Below are 16,744 nucleotides of genomic sequence, written 5' to 3'. Positions count from 1 at the left end.
TTTGTAGTATCCTTCCCACGGCTCATTACCTCTGAAGGCCTTTTTTCTAAGTGTTTTACAAGCTCGCATCTACAAAATCGAGAAAATTTATCAATAAAGTGGTAATTTGTGGTAATAAGTGGTAATAAATTCTATATATTTGAGTTTATTATTAGCGACCAACCAATTTTAGGTGATAAGTTTTATAGGAACATATGATTGTAAAGCCGATGCAAAGGGCCGGGTAATGATACCTGTGACCCTTAAAAATCAGATGGCCCCTGTTCTTAACAAGGGCTTTGTCATAAAACGCTCTGTTTTTCAACCTTGCCTGGAATTGTACCCGATGGAGGAGTGGAACCTTCTTATGCAGAAAATGAATAAGAAAAACAGGTTCAAGAAAAAGAATAATGATTTTATCAGAAGATTTTCAGCTGGGGTTAAACCAGTCGAAATAGATGCTACTGGCAGATTGCTTATACCTAGAAATCTGGTGGCTATAGCCGGGATTAAGAAGGAAGTGGTTCTTAGTTCAGCTATCAATATAGTAGAGATATGGGATAAGGATAGCTATGAAAAAGTTATTGATGAAACCGCAGAGAATTTTGCTGCGTTGGCAGAGGAGGTAATGGGGGATGATGGCGATGAGTTACCATAATCCTGTATTGCTGATGGAGGCAGTAAATGGCCTCAGTATTAAAAGTTCTGGAATTTATGTCGATGTCACTTTTGGTGGAGGCGGGCATTCCAGGGAAATATTGAATAGACTGGGAAGTGATGGGAAGTTATTTGCCTTTGACCAGGATGAAGATGCGTTGGCAAATACAATAGATGATGAAAGATTTACTCTGATAAACGAGAATTTCAGGTATATCACACAGTTTTTAAAGTTCTATGGCATTCGGAAAGTAGATGGGATCCTGGCAGATTTTGGGGTTTCTTCTCATCAGTTCGACGTTCCTGAACGGGGATTTTCTACCAGGTTCGACGCGGCACTCGATATGAGAATGAGCAAGAAAACCAATATTTCTGCATATGAGGTGGTAAATGAGTATTCCCAGGATGAACTGCGAAGGGTATTGTTAGATTATGGTGATCTGAGAAATGCGGCTGCTCTTGCAAGAGCACTGGTAAGTGGAAGATCGGAAAAACCAATTACGACAACGGCCAGATTAAAGGTGGTTTTGCAAAAATTTTTACCAAAACACCGGGAGCATAAAATTTTGGCCCAGATCTATCAGGCAATTAGAATCGAGGTAAATGAGGAAATAGAGGTAATCAAGGAGTTTTTATCTCAAACACCTCAATTATTGAATAGTGGGGGCCGGATAAGTGTTCTGAGTTATCATTCTTTGGAAGATCGCCTCGTTAAAAGATTCATCAGGTCTGGTCTTTTCGAAGGAGAACCCGAAAAAGACTTTTATGGCAATATCAATGTGCCATTTAAGAAAGTAGGAAAATTGATAGTGCCATCTCCCAAGGAGATCGCCATAAATAGCAGGGCGCGTAGCGCCAAATTACGAGTGGCTGAACGCTTGTAAAAATAGTTTTAGTGCAATGAGAAAAGGATTATTAGACATTCTAAAAGGAAAATTTCTGGTTAGCGGGGATGCTCCCAAGAATTGGATGTTTATCATTTTCGCCTCGTTTCTTGCCGCCGTAATGATAGCAAGCGCACATAGTGCGGATCGAAAAGTACATAAGGTAGCAGCACTAAATGAAGAGGTAAAAGAATTGAGAAGTGAATTTGTAGATCTGCATAAAGACCTGCAGCGTCTTAAACTGGAGTCTAAGATTACTGAAGTATTAGGAGAAGAAGAATTGTATCCGTCTGAGACTCCGCCAAAAAAAATTAGGGTAACATCTATTAATGAATAAGTGGCAATAACTAAGAAAAACATCTTAACAAGACTATATGTGGTGGCCGGATGCCTGTTTCTGTTCGCCGTTGCAGTTGTTGTAAAACTTGTGAGTATCCAAATGGTGCATGGGGATAAATACAAGGAGTTGGCCCTGGAGCGAACAGAGAAGATGTTTACCATTGCACCCAACCGTGGTAATCTTTATTCTGATGATGGGAGCCTCTTGGCTACCTCAGTGTCTCGTTATTCAATAAGATTTGATGCAGTTACTGTGAAGGAAGCTGATTTTGAAGCCAAGGTTGGCCCGCTTTCACAAGCATTGAGCAACCTCCTGACTAAACCTGTCGGGCATTACGAGCAATTGCTGCGTAAGGCGAAAATTAATAAAAACCGGTATGCCCTTGTGGCCAGGAATTTGGATTATTCCGAATATATGGCGGTAAAAGTACTTCCGCTGTTTAATATGGGTCCCTATAAGGGCGGACTAATTGTAGAACAAAAGACGGTTAGAGAACATCCGCTTGGAAAAATCGCCGAACGCAGTATTGGTTATGAGCGCTTTGATGAAAACGGGTATCCGACCAGAGTTGGACTCGAAGGTGCCTTCGGACAGTACTTACGGGGGGTAGAGGGAAAAAGGTTAAAACAAAAAATTGCCAAGGGTCAGTGGAAACCAATTGGCAACGATAATATAGTTGAACCCAAGGATGGTTACGATGTTATTTCCACTATCGATATCAATATACAAGATATAGCTCACCACGCTTTATTGGGGCAATTAGAGAAATATAAGGCGGATCATGGTTGTGTTATTGTCATGGAGACAAAGACAGGCGAAATTAAAGCAATTTCCAATTTGGGAAGAACTACAGAAGGCAAATACTATGAACGTCTAAATTATGCCATTGGAGAATCGCATGAACCCGGATCTACTTTTAAATTAATGAGTTTGGCAGCCGCTTTAGAAGATCAGGTAATTGACACGAGCAAAATCATAGATACGGAAAAAGGGAGATGGCGGGTATATGATAGAATTGTTCGTGACTCTAAACACGGTGGATATGGAAAAATATCTGTAGCCAAAGCATTTGAAGTGTCCTCAAATACGGCGTTTGCCAAGATTATACATGAGAATTACAAACAGAAGCCAAGTGCCTTTGTTAAGCGCCTCAAGAGTATGCGACTAGACCGGGAATTAGGAATGCCAATTAAGGGAGAAGGAGTGCCGGTCCTGAGATCTCCAGGGAGCAAGGGATGGTCTGGTATTTCTTTAGCCTGGATGTCTCATGGATATGAAGTTTCGCTTACCCCATTACAGACCCTGGCATTTTATAACGCCATCGCGAATGATGGTGAAATGCTTCGCCCAAGACTCATAAAGGAAGTTAAGGAATGGAATAAAACCATTCATAAGTTTGATAAGGAGGTGCTAAATCCCTCTATCTGTTCCAAAGAAACGGCCAGCCAGTTACAACAGCTACTGAAAAATGTTGTAGAGAAAGAACACGGAACAGGGCACCGCTTGTATTCCCCAAACTTTTCTATGGCCGGTAAAACGGGAACAGCTCAAAAAAATTATGTATCCAAAGATCCGGATAAGCTAAAGTACATCTCCACTTTCGCTGGGTATTTTCCGGCTGAAAGTCCTAAATATTCCTGCATTGTGGTCATCCATGAGCCGGATAAAAGTGTGGGGTATTACGGAGCAGATGTTTCAGGTCCGGTATTTAAATCAGTGGCCCGTAAAATTTATGCAAATAATCCTTTGGTAGATGAAGTAGAGTCTCTTGAGCCAAAAAGTGTGAGTGCTGATCAGGATTATGAACGTTTTTACTCGGAAGCACAAAAACAATATAACAAAGTACCTAATGTTCGTGGGATGAGCGGAATGGACGCTATTGCAATTCTGGAAAACCTGGGATTAAAAGTCGAAGTAAAAGGAAATGGGAAAGTCAGAAAACAGTCGATCTCTCACGGGACAGATTTAAGTAAAGTTGAACTAATTGTTCTGGAACTTTCATGAAGTTGCTAAAAGACATATTATATGGAGTAGGGCTTACGGCAGTTAGCGGTACCACCGGCATTGAAATCAATGCCATATGTTTCGACTCAAGAGAAGTTGTAAAGAACGATGTTTTTGTGGCCATAAAAGGAACTTTAACCGACGGGCACAAATATATTGATACGGCTATTACTAGGGGCGCTACCGCCATCGTATGCGAAGAACTGCCTGGTAAAATGGCCGATAATATCACCTATATTGAGGTAAAGGAGGGTCAGGCGGCACTGGCCATAATGGCTTCAAATTACTATGAAAATCCGTCGAAAAATCTAAAACTAGTAGGGGTAACAGGAACCAATGGTAAGACTACGGTAACCAGCCTGTTATACCAATTGTTTAAAAAAGCTGGATACAAGGTTGGCTTATTATCTACCATAAAGATAATGGTAGATGATAGGGAGTATACAACCAGCCATACAACTCCGGATGCGCTCACTATCAACAAATTCCTCAAATTAATGAATGATGAAGGAGTTGAGTTTTGTTTTATGGAAGTGAGTTCTCATGGTATCGCCCAGAAAAGGGCAGATGGGTTAATTTTTGAAGGGGCTATTTTTACCAACCTTTCGCATGATCATCTGGACTATCACAAGACTTTTGCAGAATATAGGGATACAAAGAAGGAGCTTTTTGACAATCTTCCGAAAAATGCCTTTGCACTTTCCAACCTGGATGACAAAAATGGTTTGGTGATGCTGCAGAATACAAAGGGTAGAAAGTTTACCTATGCATTAAAAACCTATGCAGATTACCGCGCACAAGTGTTGGAAAATCAATTTAACGGACAATTGCTGAAAATTGATGATAACGAGCTCTGGACAAAGTTAATCGGGCGCTTTAATGCCTATAACATTCTGGCAATTTATGCGACAGCTGATTTGCTTGGACTTGAGAAGTTAGAAATTCTGAGGCTACTGAGCGAGTTAGAAAATGTAGATGGAAGATTTCAATATTATATATCAAAAGAAAGAATTACGGCTATAGTCGATTATGCCCATACGCCGGACGCGTTAAAAAATGTACTTGATACTATCAATGCATTGAGGACTGGAAATGAAAACGTCATCACCGTAGTGGGGTGTGGTGGTGATCGTGACAAGTCTAAGCGTCCGGTAATGGGTCATATCGCTTCAGATATGAGCAATAAGGCCATATTTACCTCCGATAACCCCAGAACAGAGCCTCCCAACACGATTATTGAAGAAATGGAGGCCGGAGTTGAACCACAAAATTTTAATAAAATCCTATCTATAGAGAATAGGGAGCAGGCCATTAAAACTGCCTGTCAGTTAGCCATTGCCAATGATATCATTTTGGTAGCTGGTAAAGGTCACGAAACCTATCAGGAAACAAATGGAAAGCGTATAGATTTTGATGATTTTAAGATGGTTAAAGAAGTTTTGACCAGTCTTAATAAGTAAACAGTAATACAGTAAACCCACATGCTCTACTATCTGTTCGAATATTTGGAAAAACAGTACCAGTTCCCTGGAGCTACCCTATTTCAGTTTCTGACATTTAGGGCGGCCATGGCTGTTTTGTTTTCCCTGATATTGGCCACGACTTTTGGTAAAAGGATCATTCTCTTCCTGAAAAGAAAGCAAATTGGCGAAACAGTGCGAGACCTTGGATTGGAAGGGCAAAAACAGAAGTCTGGTACGCCAACTATGGGAGGGTTGATCATTATCATGTCTACGCTAATACCTGTTTTGCTTTTTGCTCAACTGGATAACATTTATATCGTACTGCTGATCGTCACCACCCTATGGATGGGAGCCATTGGCTTTATCGATGATTATATTAAAATATTTAAGAAGAATAAAAAGGGGCTCAAAGGTCGCTTTAAGGTCTTGGGTCAGGTAGTATTGGGTCTAATGGTAGGGGCAACCTTATACTTTCATTCGGAGGTTACCATGAAAGAAAAGAACAAGACCATGATAACCGAACAGTACACTGTTGAAGAGGTAGAGGGTCAGGAAGTTAAATCTATTAAAACCAATGTCCCTTTCTTTAAAAATAATGAATTAGACTATACAGATTTAATAACCTGGATTGGTCCAGGTGCCGAGAAATATGCCTGGTTATTATTTATTCCTATAGTAATATTTATCGTTACTGCGGTTTCTAATGGTGCCAATCTCACCGATGGTATTGATGGCTTGGCGGCAGGAACATCTGCCATAATTGCTTTGACCCTGGGCATTTTTGCCTGGGTTTCTGGTAATATCATTTTTTCGGACTACCTGGATATTTTTTATATCCCAAGGGCTGGTGAACTTCTGGTTTTTATAGCCGCATTTGTTGGAGGCCTTGTAGGATTTTTATGGTATAACGCCTTTCCGGCTCAAGTTTTTATGGGAGATACCGGTAGCCTAACTATTGGAGGGGTAATTGCGGTAATCGCAATTATTGTTCGTAAAGAATTACTGATACCACTGTTGTGTGGGATATTTTTTGCAGAGTCGCTATCAGTAATGATGCAAGTGAGCTATTTCAAGTATACCAAGAATAAAACAGGGGAAGGCAAACGAATTTTTCTGATGTCGCCGCTGCATCATCATTATCAGAAAAAAGGATACCACGAGAGTAAGATAGTAACGAGGTTTTGGATTATTGGAATACTCTTGGCCATTATAACTTTTGTTACCCTAAAAGTGAGATAGATGGCCAGGTTGGTGATTTTGGGCGGTGGAGAAAGTGGCATGGGCACCGCTGTATTAGGGAAACAAAAAGGATATGAGGTCTTTGTTTCAGACAAAGGGAAAATAACAGAGAAGTACCGAAACGTTCTTACACATTTTGATATAGATTGGGAGGAAGAACAGCATACGGAGGCGGCTATTTTAAATGCCGACCTGGTAATGAAGAGTCCGGGAATACCGGATACTATTCCCCTGATAAAAAAGCTAATAGACCAGGGTACGCCGGTAATATCTGAGATTGAATTTGCATCAAAATATACCGATGCCAAGATCATCGGGATTACGGGAAGCAATGGGAAGACCACTACGACAATGCTCACCTACCATATTTTAAAAAATGGAGGACTAAATGTGGGGATGGCGGGGAACATCGGAGACAGTTTTGCTAAAATGGTAGCAGAGAAAGATCATGAGTATTACGTGCTGGAGATCAGTAGTTTTCAGTTAGACGGCATTGTAGACTTTAAACCAGATATCGCCATCATAACCAATATTAGCCCTGATCATTTGGACAGATATGAATATTCCTTTGAGAAGTATGTAGCATCCAAATTTCAAATAGCTAAAAATCAGGCTCCTGGCGATTATTTTGTCTATGACGCAGACGATGAGACATTAGCCAATTGGTTAAAAAAACACCCGATCAAATCAAAATTAATGCCCTTCTCATTGGAGAAATCCATATCGGAGGGAGCGAGTTTAAAAAATAATAGTATCGAAATCATAACAGACAAAAACATACTGGAAATGAGAACAGACAATCTGGCCTTAGAAGGTAAACACAACTTAAAGAATACTATGGCTGCGGCTACGGTTGCCAAGTTGGTAGGAATTCGCAAAGAAACAATAAGAGAATGTGTTGCAAACTTCCAGGGGGTAGAGCACCGCTTGGAAAAAGTGCTGAAAATTCATCATGTGCAGTATATCAATGATTCTAAAGCTACCAATGTTAATGCTACCTATTATGCTCTGGACAGCATGAGTACCCCAACCGTGTGGATAGTAGGTGGTGTAGATAAAGGGAATGATTACAAGGAGTTGATGCCACTTGTTCGAGAAAAAGTAAAGGCTATTATATGCCTGGGATTAGACAACTCCAAGATCAAAGATGCTTTCGGTAATGTGGTGGATCTAATGGTAGAGACTTTTGCAATGAGCGAGGCGGTTAAGGTGGCATACAAAATTGCGGAGCGTGGAGATACTGTGTTATTGTCTCCGGCCTGTGCCAGTTTTGACCTGTTTAAAAACTATGAGGATAGGGGAAATCAATTTAAAGAAGGAATTAAGAACCTATAAAGTGTGACAACATTTTTTAACAATATCAAAGGAGATAAGGCCATTTGGGGGGTAGTAGCCCTATTGGCACTATTTTCTTTTTTACCGGTGTATAGCGCAAGCAGCAACCTGGTGTATGTAGTGGGGAATGGTACTACTACGGGGCATTTAATAAAACATGGCTTACTACTCTTTCTGGGATTTGGAATTATTTACGGTATCCATAGGATCCCTACACATTTTTTTAAAGGATTATCTATTATAGCAATGCCTGTGGTGGTATTGTTATTGATTTACACTCTTGCTCAGGGAACTACCATTGATGGCGCTAATGCAAGTAGATGGATTCAATTGCCCCTGGTAGGGATTACATTTCAAACTTCAAATCTTGCCGCGGTGGTACTGATGATTTATGTTGCCCGCTACCTAACCAAGATGAAAGACAAACCAGTATCATTTAAAGAGAGTATAATGCCCTTATGGCTGCCTGTTTTTGTAGTGGTGAGTTTAATATTGCCTGCCAACTTTTCTACCGCCGCAATCATATTTTTTATGGTATTGGTGCTCTGTTTTCTGGGGGGATATCCTTCTAAATATTTATTGAGCATGGTAGGAGCTGGTTTGTTGGGTCTTACATTTTTTGTGCTGACCGTTAAAGCATTCCCCGATGTATTCCCAAACAGGATAGATACCTGGATGAGCAGAATAGAAAGCTTTTGGGATGCCACAGATACCGAAGCGGATTACCAGATAGAAAAAGCAAAAATAGCCATTGCTTCAGGAGGTATAGTTGGCAAAGGAGCAGGGAAGAGTATTCAAAAGAATTTCTTGCCTCAGAGCTCCTCAGATTTTATATATGCTATCATCATTGAGGAATACGGCCTTTTAGGAGGTTTGGCACTGATGTTTTTTTATCTCTTACTCTTGTTCAGAATTGTAGTTGTAGCCAATAGCAACGTAACTGTCTTTGGCAAGCTGCTGACCGTTGGAGTAGGATTGCCAATAGTGTTTCAGGCATTGATAAATATGGCTGTTGCAGTAGAATTATTTCCGGTGACGGGGCAAACCTTACCACTGATCAGCAGTGGGGGCACCTCTATCTGGATGACCTGCCTGGCCATAGGAATTGTATTAAGCGCGAGCAGAAATAGCGGATCAGCTACAAAAGAGTTGATTACCGATGATACCAACCCCTTAGAAGTATTGAGTGGACAATTATAAGTTTATTCTATCAGGGGGTGGCACTGGCGGACATATTTATCCGGCAATTGCCATAGCCAATGAGTTGGCACTAAGATATCCGGATGCCGAATTTTTATTTGTCGGTGCCAAGGATAAAATGGAGATGGAAAAAGTACCCCAGGCAGGGTACAAGATAATTGGACTGTGGATTAGTGGGCTTCAAAGGAAACTAAGCCCGAAAAATTTAATGTTTCCTATAAAACTGATTAGTAGTTTAATGAAAGCTGCGAGAATAGTATCCAGGTTTAAACCCAATGTAGTCATTGGTACCGGAGGCTTTGCCAGCGGGCCGGTATTAAAAATGGCCTCGGTAAAAGGGATACCCTGTGTTTTACAGGAACAAAATTCTTATGCAGGGATTACCAATAAGCTTTTAGCGGCTAAAGCTGCAAAAATATGTGTGGCATATAATGGGATGGAGCAGTTTTTCCCTCCTGGTAAAATTGTGAAAACCGGGAATCCCGTCCGGGATAATATAATAAGAACTGCAAATGTAAGAGGGGAGGCGTTAGACCATTTTGGACTGGATCCGGAAAAAACCACACTCTTAATTATCGGAGGGAGCTTGGGAGCACGCAGGATTAATGAAATGATAGCAGACCGACTCCAATTCTTTTCAAAATTGGGACTGCAATTAATTTGGCAGTGTGGTAAGTTATACTTCGAAGAGTATAAGCAATACCAAACCGAAACTGTTCGGGTATACGATTTTATGAATAGAATGGATTTAAGTTATGCCGCTGCCGACATTATCATCTCCAGAGCAGGGGCGGGGTCTGTATCTGAACTTTGTATTGTAGGCAAACCGGTAATCTTTATTCCTTCTCCCAATGTGGCAGAGGATCATCAAACCAAAAATGCAGAGGCATTGCTGGCAAAAAATGCAGCATTATTGGTAAAAGAGAATGATATAGAAACACATTTTGAAACAGTTTTTTCAGAATTGTTATTGTCGGTGAATAAAAGAGAAGAAATCGGGAATAATATGAAGGCGCAGGCATTGCCGGCAGCCACCAAGCATATAGTGGACGAAATTGTAAAATTATTATAAGGTGATAACCATAAGAGCATTTAGCAAGTAGTGAATTTAAAGACCATACATAACGTCTATTTTATTGGTATCGGAGGTATTGGTATGTCTGCACTTGCCAGATATTATAAAGGCATTGGTAAGAATGTTGCCGGATATGACAAAACTGAAACACCTTTAACACGCCAATTGTCAGAAAATGGCATATCCATCCACTACGAGGATAATTTAGATGAAATTACTACTGCATTCCTAGATAATTCTACCACTTTGGTGGTTTATACCCCAGCCGTTCCTTCTGAACATCAGGAATTGTCTTATTTCTTTTCTAATGGATTTGAAGTTAAGAAAAGGTCCGAAGTGCTGGGAATGATTACCAGGGATACTTTTTGTTTTGCCGTGGCCGGGACCCATGGGAAAACAACAACATCAAGCATCCTGGCGCATTTATTAAAAGAAACCGGGACTCCCTTAAGTGCTTTTTTAGGGGGCATTTCTGAGGATTTTAATAGCAATTTTTTATTTGAAGGAGATGAATACTCAGTAGTGGAGGCTGATGAATTTGACAGATCATTTCTGCAACTTTCTCCGGATGTAGCCTGTATTACATCAATGGATGCCGATCACCTGGATATATATGGTGATTCCTCCGAATTGATCAAATCCTTTATGGAATTTGCTAAAAAACTTAAACCAGACGGAAAACTTTTTGTTCGCAATGGATTACCCATTAAGGGTATCACCTATGGGATAGAAGATGATTCGGACTATTGCATTCGGAATATTAAAATAGAACATGGCACCTACATTTTTGATTTGGGAACCCCTGAGACCACGATTAAAGGGGTTAGATTTAGCAAACCGGGAAGGCATAATCTGCTCAACGGTTTAGTAGCTTTCGCAATGGCGATACAAGCAGGTTCCCCGCCGTATCGCCTGGCCGAGGCACTGAAAACTTTTAAGGGCGTACAACGGAGATTTTCTTATAAAATCAAGGCAGAAGACTTTGTTTTTATAGATGATTATGCCCATCATCCGACAGAAATTAATGCTGTTTTTGACGCCATTACCGAAATGCACCCGGGAAAAAGGGTATTAGCAGTCTTTCAACCTCATTTGTTTTCACGTACAAGGGATTTTGGTGACGATTTTGCAGAAAGTCTGGCAAAATTTGATAGTGTTTTGTTGCTTGAAATATATCCGGCCAGAGAGGAACCTATTGAGGGGATAAATGCCGATTGGTTGCTGGAAAAAATAAACAATCCAAACAAAAAATTAATTAAAAAAAAGGATCTGATAAGCGAAATTCGAGAGCAAAACCCAGAGCTTCTGGTGACCATGGGAGCTGGGGATATTGGACTGGAAGTCGCAAATTTAAAAAGTGAACTTGAGCATGCGAATTAATTGGAACATAGTTAAGACTACGGCTTTAATTATCAGTGTAACAGCACTTTACGCATTTTCTAATGCAAGAAGTGAGGCGAAAAAGGTTTCTGGAATTCAAATAGAATTTGTTGAAGGGGACAATTTATACACTACCCAGGCGATGGTTAATAAATTGTTAATACAATATTATGGCAAGCTAGAAAACGTGCCTAAAGAAAAATTAGTTTTGAATACTATAGAGAAGGTTATCGAGACCAATAAAATGGTAAAAAGTGCCCAGGTATATCTCACTATTGATGGTGAACTTATATCGAAAATCATTCAACGGCAACCAATCGGAAGAGTAGAGGGGAATACCAAATTTTACCTCGATGAGGATGGAAGAAATATGCCCTTATCTGATAACCATACGGCCAGAGTTCCGATCATTACAGGTGATATTACGGCTAAAAGTCTGGAGGACGTCTATGAAATTTTGAGTTATATAAATGAAGATGATTTTCTAAGAAAAAACATCATTGGAATTCATATAGAAGAGGAGCAGAAATATCAGCTAAAGTTCAGGGTTGAGAATTTCATTGTGAATCTTGGAGATATTAATGACCTGGAAAAGAAATTTAACAATTTCAAAGCGTTTTACGTAAAGGCAATCAGGGATAAAACCCTTGAGGACTATCAAATGGTAAGTTTAGAGTTTAATAATCAGGTAGTGTGCACTAAAATTTAAAATAGCTAATATGGAACAAGATAATGGTAATTATTCAATTGGTTTAGATATCGGGACCACCAAAATTGTGGCTATCATTGGCAAAGAGAACGAGTATGGTAAAATTGAAGTTCTTGGTATAGGAAGATCCAAAAGCCTGGGAGTACATCGGGGAGTTGTCAATAACATTACTCAGACAATTAAATCTATACAACAGGCTGTTGAACAGGCCGAGATGAATTCGGGACTTAAGATAGGTTCTGTTGTTGTTGGTATTGCAGGGCAGCATATTAGAAGTTTGCAGCATAGTGATTACATCACCAGGGCAAACTCCGAAGAGGTAATTAATGAAGATGATCTGGATAAATTATGCAATCAGGTGTATAAACTTGTGATGCTTCCCGGAGAAGAGATCATACATGTCTTGCCCCAGGAATACAAGGTAGACGGCCAGGCGGAAATTAAACAGCCTATAGGGATGTATGGGGGTAGGCTAGAGGCTAATTTCCATGTAGTTGTGGGCCAGGTATCATCTATTAAAAATATTGGGAGGTGTATAAAAAGTGCTGGCTTGGATTTGGCTAATATTACGCTAGAACCTCTGGCCTCTTCAGACGCTGTGCTTAGTCAGGAAGAAAAGGAAGCTGGGGTGGCCCTTATAGATATAGGAGGTGGAACTACCGATCTTGCAATTTTCAAAGACGGTATCATCCGCCATACTGCTGTAATCCCCTTTGGAGGTAATGTAATTACTGAAGATATCAAAGAGGGATGCTCTATCATTGAAAAACAGGCCGAATTGTTGAAAATGAAGTTTGGATCTGCCTGGCCAGGAGAAAATAAAGACAACGAGATTGTTTCAATCCCCGGGTTAAGAGGAAGGGAGCCAAAAGAAATAACCCTCAAAAACCTTTCTAAAATTATCCATGCACGGGTGGTAGAGATTGTAGAACAAGTTTATGTGGAGATTAAGAATTACGGCCATGAAGAGCAAAAGAAAAAGCTGATAGCCGGAATTGTCTTAACCGGTGGGGGTAGCCAGCTTAAACACCTTAAGCAATTGGTTGAATACATTACCGGGATGGATACAAGAATTGGATATCCCAACGAACATCTGGCCGGAGATTCGGACGAGGAAATTGCAAGTCCGTTGTATGCAACAGCCGTAGGCCTGCTTATGAATGCAGTAGAAAATAAAGATAAGAATAAAGCCTATGAGGAAGGAATGGCTGCAGAAGAGGGTAGAGAAATGGTAATGGAAGGGGCGCCATCTGAAACGGCAACTCAGGGTACAGTAAAAAAAGAAAGGAAATCCGTATTTGATAAGTGGTCCGAAAAGCTGAAAGACTTCTTAGATAACGCGGAATAATTAATTATAAAAAAATAGCAGATATAACCTATAACAATTAAAACATGAGCAAGAACACTGAATTTGACAACATCGCCTTTGATTTACCTAAGAATCAGAGCAACGTAATTAAAGTGATCGGCGTGGGTGGTGGCGGAAGCAATGCTATTAACCATATGTTTCAGGCAGGAATTAATGGTGTGGATTTCGTCATTTGTAATACAGACGCCCAGGCATTGCAAAATAGTCCGGTTCCTAATAAAATACAATTAGGGGTATCGCTTACAGAAGGATTGGGTGCTGGGGCAAATCCTGAAGTTGGCGAACAGGCGGCCCTTGAAAGCATGGAAGAATTAAAGCAAATGCTCGATAACACCACTAAAATGATATTCATTACTGCTGGTATGGGTGGAGGAACGGGTACAGGAGCTGCCCCCGTTATTGCTAAGCAAGCCAAGGAAATGAATGTCCTCACTGTTGGGATAGTTACAATGCCCTTTTTGTTTGAAGGTAAAAACAGATGCAATCAGGCTCAGATAGGTATAGAAAAATTGCGTGCAAATGTGGATTCGCTTATCGTGATTAATAATAATAAATTAAGAGAAGTATACGGCAACTTAGGTTTTAAAGCCGGATTTTCCAAGGCAGATGAAGTACTTGCAACAGCAGCAAGGGGAATTGCCGAAGTAATTACGCACCACTACACACAAAATATTGACCTGCGGGATGCTAAAACCGTACTTTCTAATAGCGGTACTGCAATTATGGGTTCTTCCGTTGCTTCCGGGTCATCAAGGGCACAAGAGGCCATTACAAAAGCCCTGGATTCACCATTATTAAATGACAATAAAATCACGGGAGCTAAAAACGTGTTATTGTTAATAGTTTCTGGCTCTCAGGAGATCACAATAGATGAGATAGGAGAGATAAATGACTACATCCAGATTGAAGCAGGTCATGGCGCGAATATCATAATGGGAGTAGGTGAGGATGAAGACCTGGGCGAGGCGATAGCAGTAACTGTGATTGCTACAGGATTTAATATTGATCAACAGGATGATATTGTAAATACGGAGTCAAAAAAGATTATACATACCCTGGGAGAAGAACAAAAGGCAGAACAAAACCTTAGTGATGATACCGTTAAGTATCATTTGGAAGAAGAAGTGCAAGAGGAAATAGAACCGGTTATAAAGCACACTTTGGACATAGAGGAAGAAATGGAACTCATCCCGACTACCAATTTTATCCGGAATTTTAATGTTTTTTACGAAGAGGTTATCGCCGATGAAGTGCTTGATGATGGTTTTATTATCATAGACGCCAAGGATACTATCCGTGATATAGAGGTTGTGGACCCCGAAGAACTTTCTGCTGAACAACCAGAAAAAGAACAGATTTCCTTTAGTTTTGATATGCCAATTTCCTCGTCCGAGGATCAGGAAGAAGAGCAGGAGAATGTTATTAGTTTCAATCTTGATGAGGAAGTTAAGGAGATGGACGTTAAGGACCATATTGAAGTCATTCCTATTTTGGAATACAACAAAGAAGGTGAAACCCGTTACAGTTTGGATGACTATATGGAACTGGAAAATCAGTTAACAGGGGCAAAATCTAAAGCTGAAGAGTACGATCCAAAAATTGTTGAGGACGAATTGATTTTTGAAAAAAAGACATTGGCCGAAAATAAGGAGAAAAATACAGCGACAACTGAAGAGGTTGATCCAATGCACAGTCCTATAGAGGAAATGTTAAAGGAAAGGGCCGATGAGCGAAGAAGAAAATTAAAGGATTTCAATTATAAATTTCAGAATAGTGTCAGCAGCATTGACGAAATAGAAAAGGAACCAGCATATAAGCGACAAGGTGTAGATTTAGAGGCCACTCCTAAGGAGGGTAAGGTTTCTAAGACGAGCCTGAGTGAAGATAGTAACGGCGATGTTCAACTTCGTTCCAATAACTCTTTTTTTCATGATAATGTGGATTAGTCAACCAATTAAATAGTTTTAAAGGGCAATTTCTAAACCCGGAATCACAAGTTGGTTTCGGGTTTTATTTTTTATCTTTGCCCCTCTAAAAATCATTAGATATGAGCTTACAACAACAGATAATGGAAGAAATGAAAACGGCTATGAAGGCTAAAGATACGGTAGCTTTGGAATCGCTTAGAGCTATAAAATCGGCCTTGTTGTTAGCCAGCACAGAGAAGGGTGCCGGAACGGAACTATCCGAGTCTGATGAGATTAAATTGGTTCAGAAACTGGTGAAACAACGAAAGGATAGTGCGGCTATTTTTAATGAGCAGGGCCGGGCAGATTTGGCCGAACCAGAGTTAGCTCAGGCTGCCATTATAGAAAAGTTTTTGCCGGAACAGTTGACTGCAGAAGAGATAGAAAAAGTAGTTGTACAGACTATAGATTCAATCGGAGCATCTGGGATGAAGGATATGGGTAAGGTAATGGGCATAGTTTCAAAGGAGCTTGCCGGCCAGGCCGATGGGAAAACCATATCGGGAATAGTACGTCAGAAGTTAGCCTAAGAAAGGTAAAATGGATGTTCAGAAAATAAGGGCAATTTTTGAATCTGAAATTGTTAAGACCCAGAAGAAAGTAAAACAATACGAGGAACTCGCACAGCCAATAGCCCCCGATAATGCTATAGGCAGGGTCTCCAGGATGGATGCGATTAACAACAAAGGAGTTATGGATGCGGCCCTGAGAAAAGCGAAAGAGCGTTTGGAAGGACTTAAACGCAATCTGGGCAAATTAGGTACAGACGAATTTGGGGTATGTCCTAAATGTAAACAAGAGATAGCAATTGAACGTATTTTATTGGCACCGCAAAGTTCTTTTTGTGTAAATTGCGCTCGCTAATGAAACGGCCCCGTGGCGCAACTGAATAGCGCATCAGATTTCGGCTCTGAGGGTTGGGGGTTTGAATCCCTCCGGGGTCACGAATAAGTCAACAAAAAGTTGAAAACGAAGCAAGCTAAAAAACATAGCTTGCTTTTGTTTTTTAGCTTGTGGAGTTTTCTTTTGTTGACTTTCAAAGCGGAGCTTTGCAGGGAAAAGCGACGTAAGGAGCTAATCCCAATGACTTTCAAAGCGCGCGTGCACTGAAGCTTTAGCGCAGGTGCGGAGCCCTGCCTGCCG

General features: G+C 40.5%; 15 protein-coding genes and 1 tRNA gene. All 16 read left to right on the top strand.

From position 1 onward, the window contains the following. Nucleotides 1-172: 172 nt before the first annotated feature. The 16 genes from mraZ (at nt 173) to J1G40_RS07330 (ending at nt 16,545) form a co-directional block, all read left to right on the top strand. Nucleotides 173-637: a division/cell wall cluster transcriptional repressor MraZ gene (gene mraZ, locus J1G40_RS07405; protein WP_265241981.1), complete on the top strand. Its 465-nt coding sequence runs from the start codon at nt 173-175 to the stop codon at nt 635-637. Then, complete coding sequence (gene rsmH, locus J1G40_RS07400; protein WP_265241980.1) at nt 624-1,520, top strand: 16S rRNA (cytosine(1402)-N(4))-methyltransferase RsmH; 897 nt, start codon at nt 624-626, stop codon at nt 1,518-1,520. The genes mraZ and rsmH overlap by 14 nt, the downstream gene beginning before the upstream one ends. Nucleotides 1,521-1,536: 16 nt before the next feature. Then, complete coding sequence (locus J1G40_RS07395) at nt 1,537-1,857, top strand: FtsL-like putative cell division protein (RefSeq protein ID WP_265241979.1); 321 nt, start codon at nt 1,537-1,539, stop codon at nt 1,855-1,857. After that, nucleotides 1,858-3,864, top strand: coding sequence for a penicillin-binding protein (locus J1G40_RS07390; protein WP_265241978.1), 2,007 nt, complete (start codon nt 1,858-1,860; stop codon nt 3,862-3,864). It begins immediately after the preceding gene. Continuing rightward, nucleotides 3,861-5,324, top strand: a complete 1,464-nt coding sequence (locus J1G40_RS07385) for a UDP-N-acetylmuramoyl-L-alanyl-D-glutamate--2,6-diaminopimelate ligase (protein WP_265241977.1) — start codon at nt 3,861-3,863, stop codon at nt 5,322-5,324. The genes J1G40_RS07390 and J1G40_RS07385 overlap by 4 nt, the downstream gene beginning before the upstream one ends. Nucleotides 5,325-5,345: 21 nt before the next feature. Beyond that, on the top strand, nt 5,346-6,566 hold the full coding sequence (gene mraY / locus J1G40_RS07380) for a phospho-N-acetylmuramoyl-pentapeptide-transferase (protein WP_265241976.1): 1,221 nt from the start codon (nt 5,346-5,348) through the stop codon (nt 6,564-6,566). Then, nucleotides 6,567-7,901: a UDP-N-acetylmuramoyl-L-alanine--D-glutamate ligase gene (gene murD, locus J1G40_RS07375; RefSeq protein WP_265241975.1), complete on the top strand. Its 1,335-nt coding sequence runs from the start codon at nt 6,567-6,569 to the stop codon at nt 7,899-7,901. 3 nt (nt 7,902-7,904) lie between these two features. Beyond that, nucleotides 7,905-9,101, top strand: a complete 1,197-nt coding sequence (locus J1G40_RS07370) for an FtsW/RodA/SpoVE family cell cycle protein (protein ID WP_265241974.1) — start codon at nt 7,905-7,907, stop codon at nt 9,099-9,101. Beyond that, nucleotides 9,088-10,173 carry an undecaprenyldiphospho-muramoylpentapeptide beta-N-acetylglucosaminyltransferase gene (murG, locus tag J1G40_RS07365; RefSeq protein ID WP_265241973.1) on the top strand — a complete coding sequence of 362 codons (1,086 nt, stop codon included), beginning with the start codon at nt 9,088-9,090 and terminating at the stop codon, nt 10,171-10,173. The genes J1G40_RS07370 and murG overlap by 14 nt, the downstream gene beginning before the upstream one ends. A 30-nt stretch (nt 10,174-10,203) precedes the next feature. Next, nucleotides 10,204-11,556 carry a UDP-N-acetylmuramate--L-alanine ligase gene (gene murC, locus J1G40_RS07360; RefSeq protein ID WP_265241972.1) on the top strand — a complete coding sequence of 451 codons (1,353 nt, stop codon included), beginning with the start codon at nt 10,204-10,206 and terminating at the stop codon, nt 11,554-11,556. Continuing rightward, nucleotides 11,546-12,265: a cell division protein FtsQ/DivIB gene (locus tag J1G40_RS07355; protein ID WP_265241971.1), complete on the top strand. Its 720-nt coding sequence runs from the start codon at nt 11,546-11,548 to the stop codon at nt 12,263-12,265. Before murC ends, J1G40_RS07355 begins: the two co-directional genes overlap by 11 nt. Before the next feature lie 10 nt (nt 12,266-12,275). After that, nucleotides 12,276-13,613, top strand: coding sequence for a cell division protein FtsA (gene ftsA, locus J1G40_RS07350; RefSeq protein WP_265241970.1), 1,338 nt, complete (start codon nt 12,276-12,278; stop codon nt 13,611-13,613). A gap of 44 nt (nt 13,614-13,657) precedes the next feature. Then, the gene (gene ftsZ, locus J1G40_RS07345) at nt 13,658-15,580 is read left to right on the top strand and encodes a cell division protein FtsZ (protein WP_265241969.1); all 1,923 of its coding nucleotides are present in this window, start codon (nt 13,658-13,660) and stop codon (nt 15,578-15,580) included. 101 nt (nt 15,581-15,681) lie between these two features. Continuing rightward, nucleotides 15,682-16,131 carry a GatB/YqeY domain-containing protein gene (locus J1G40_RS07340; RefSeq protein ID WP_265241968.1) on the top strand — a complete coding sequence of 150 codons (450 nt, stop codon included), beginning with the start codon at nt 15,682-15,684 and terminating at the stop codon, nt 16,129-16,131. 10 nt (nt 16,132-16,141) lie between these two features. Further along, nucleotides 16,142-16,465 carry a TraR/DksA C4-type zinc finger protein gene (locus J1G40_RS07335; RefSeq protein ID WP_265241967.1) on the top strand — a complete coding sequence of 108 codons (324 nt, stop codon included), beginning with the start codon at nt 16,142-16,144 and terminating at the stop codon, nt 16,463-16,465. A 6-nt stretch (nt 16,466-16,471) separates the two neighbouring features. Then, nucleotides 16,472-16,545, top strand: a tRNA-Arg gene (locus J1G40_RS07330). Nucleotides 16,546-16,744 lie beyond the last annotated feature (199 nt).

The organism is Muriicola sp. Z0-33 (assembly GCF_026126425.1).
Classification (GTDB): domain Bacteria; phylum Bacteroidota; class Bacteroidia; order Flavobacteriales; family Flavobacteriaceae; genus JAFMPW01.
This window is presented reverse-complemented; position numbering and strand designations above follow the sequence as displayed.

Bases quoted from the DNA above. Each gene is read 5' to 3' on its own strand.
- ftsA (WP_265241970.1), top strand. From the start codon at position 12,276: ATGGAACAAGATAATGGTAATTATTCAATTGGTTTAGATATCGGGACC.
- ftsZ (WP_265241969.1), top strand. From the start codon at position 13,658: ATGAGCAAGAACACTGAATTTGACAACATCGCCTTTGATTTACCTAAG.
- J1G40_RS07340 (WP_265241968.1), top strand. From the start codon at position 15,682: ATGAGCTTACAACAACAGATAATGGAAGAAATGAAAACGGCTATGAAG.
- J1G40_RS07335 (WP_265241967.1), top strand. From the start codon at position 16,142: ATGGATGTTCAGAAAATAAGGGCAATTTTTGAATCTGAAATTGTTAAG.
- J1G40_RS07385 (WP_265241977.1), top strand. From the start codon at position 3,861: ATGAAGTTGCTAAAAGACATATTATATGGAGTAGGGCTTACGGCAGTT.
- J1G40_RS07355 (WP_265241971.1), top strand. From the start codon at position 11,546: ATGCGAATTAATTGGAACATAGTTAAGACTACGGCTTTAATTATCAGT.
- murD (WP_265241975.1), top strand. From the start codon at position 6,567: ATGGCCAGGTTGGTGATTTTGGGCGGTGGAGAAAGTGGCATGGGCACC.
- mraY (WP_265241976.1), top strand. From the start codon at position 5,346: ATGCTCTACTATCTGTTCGAATATTTGGAAAAACAGTACCAGTTCCCT.
- J1G40_RS07395 (WP_265241979.1), top strand. From the start codon at position 1,537: ATGAGAAAAGGATTATTAGACATTCTAAAAGGAAAATTTCTGGTTAGC.
- rsmH (WP_265241980.1), top strand. From the start codon at position 624: ATGAGTTACCATAATCCTGTATTGCTGATGGAGGCAGTAAATGGCCTC.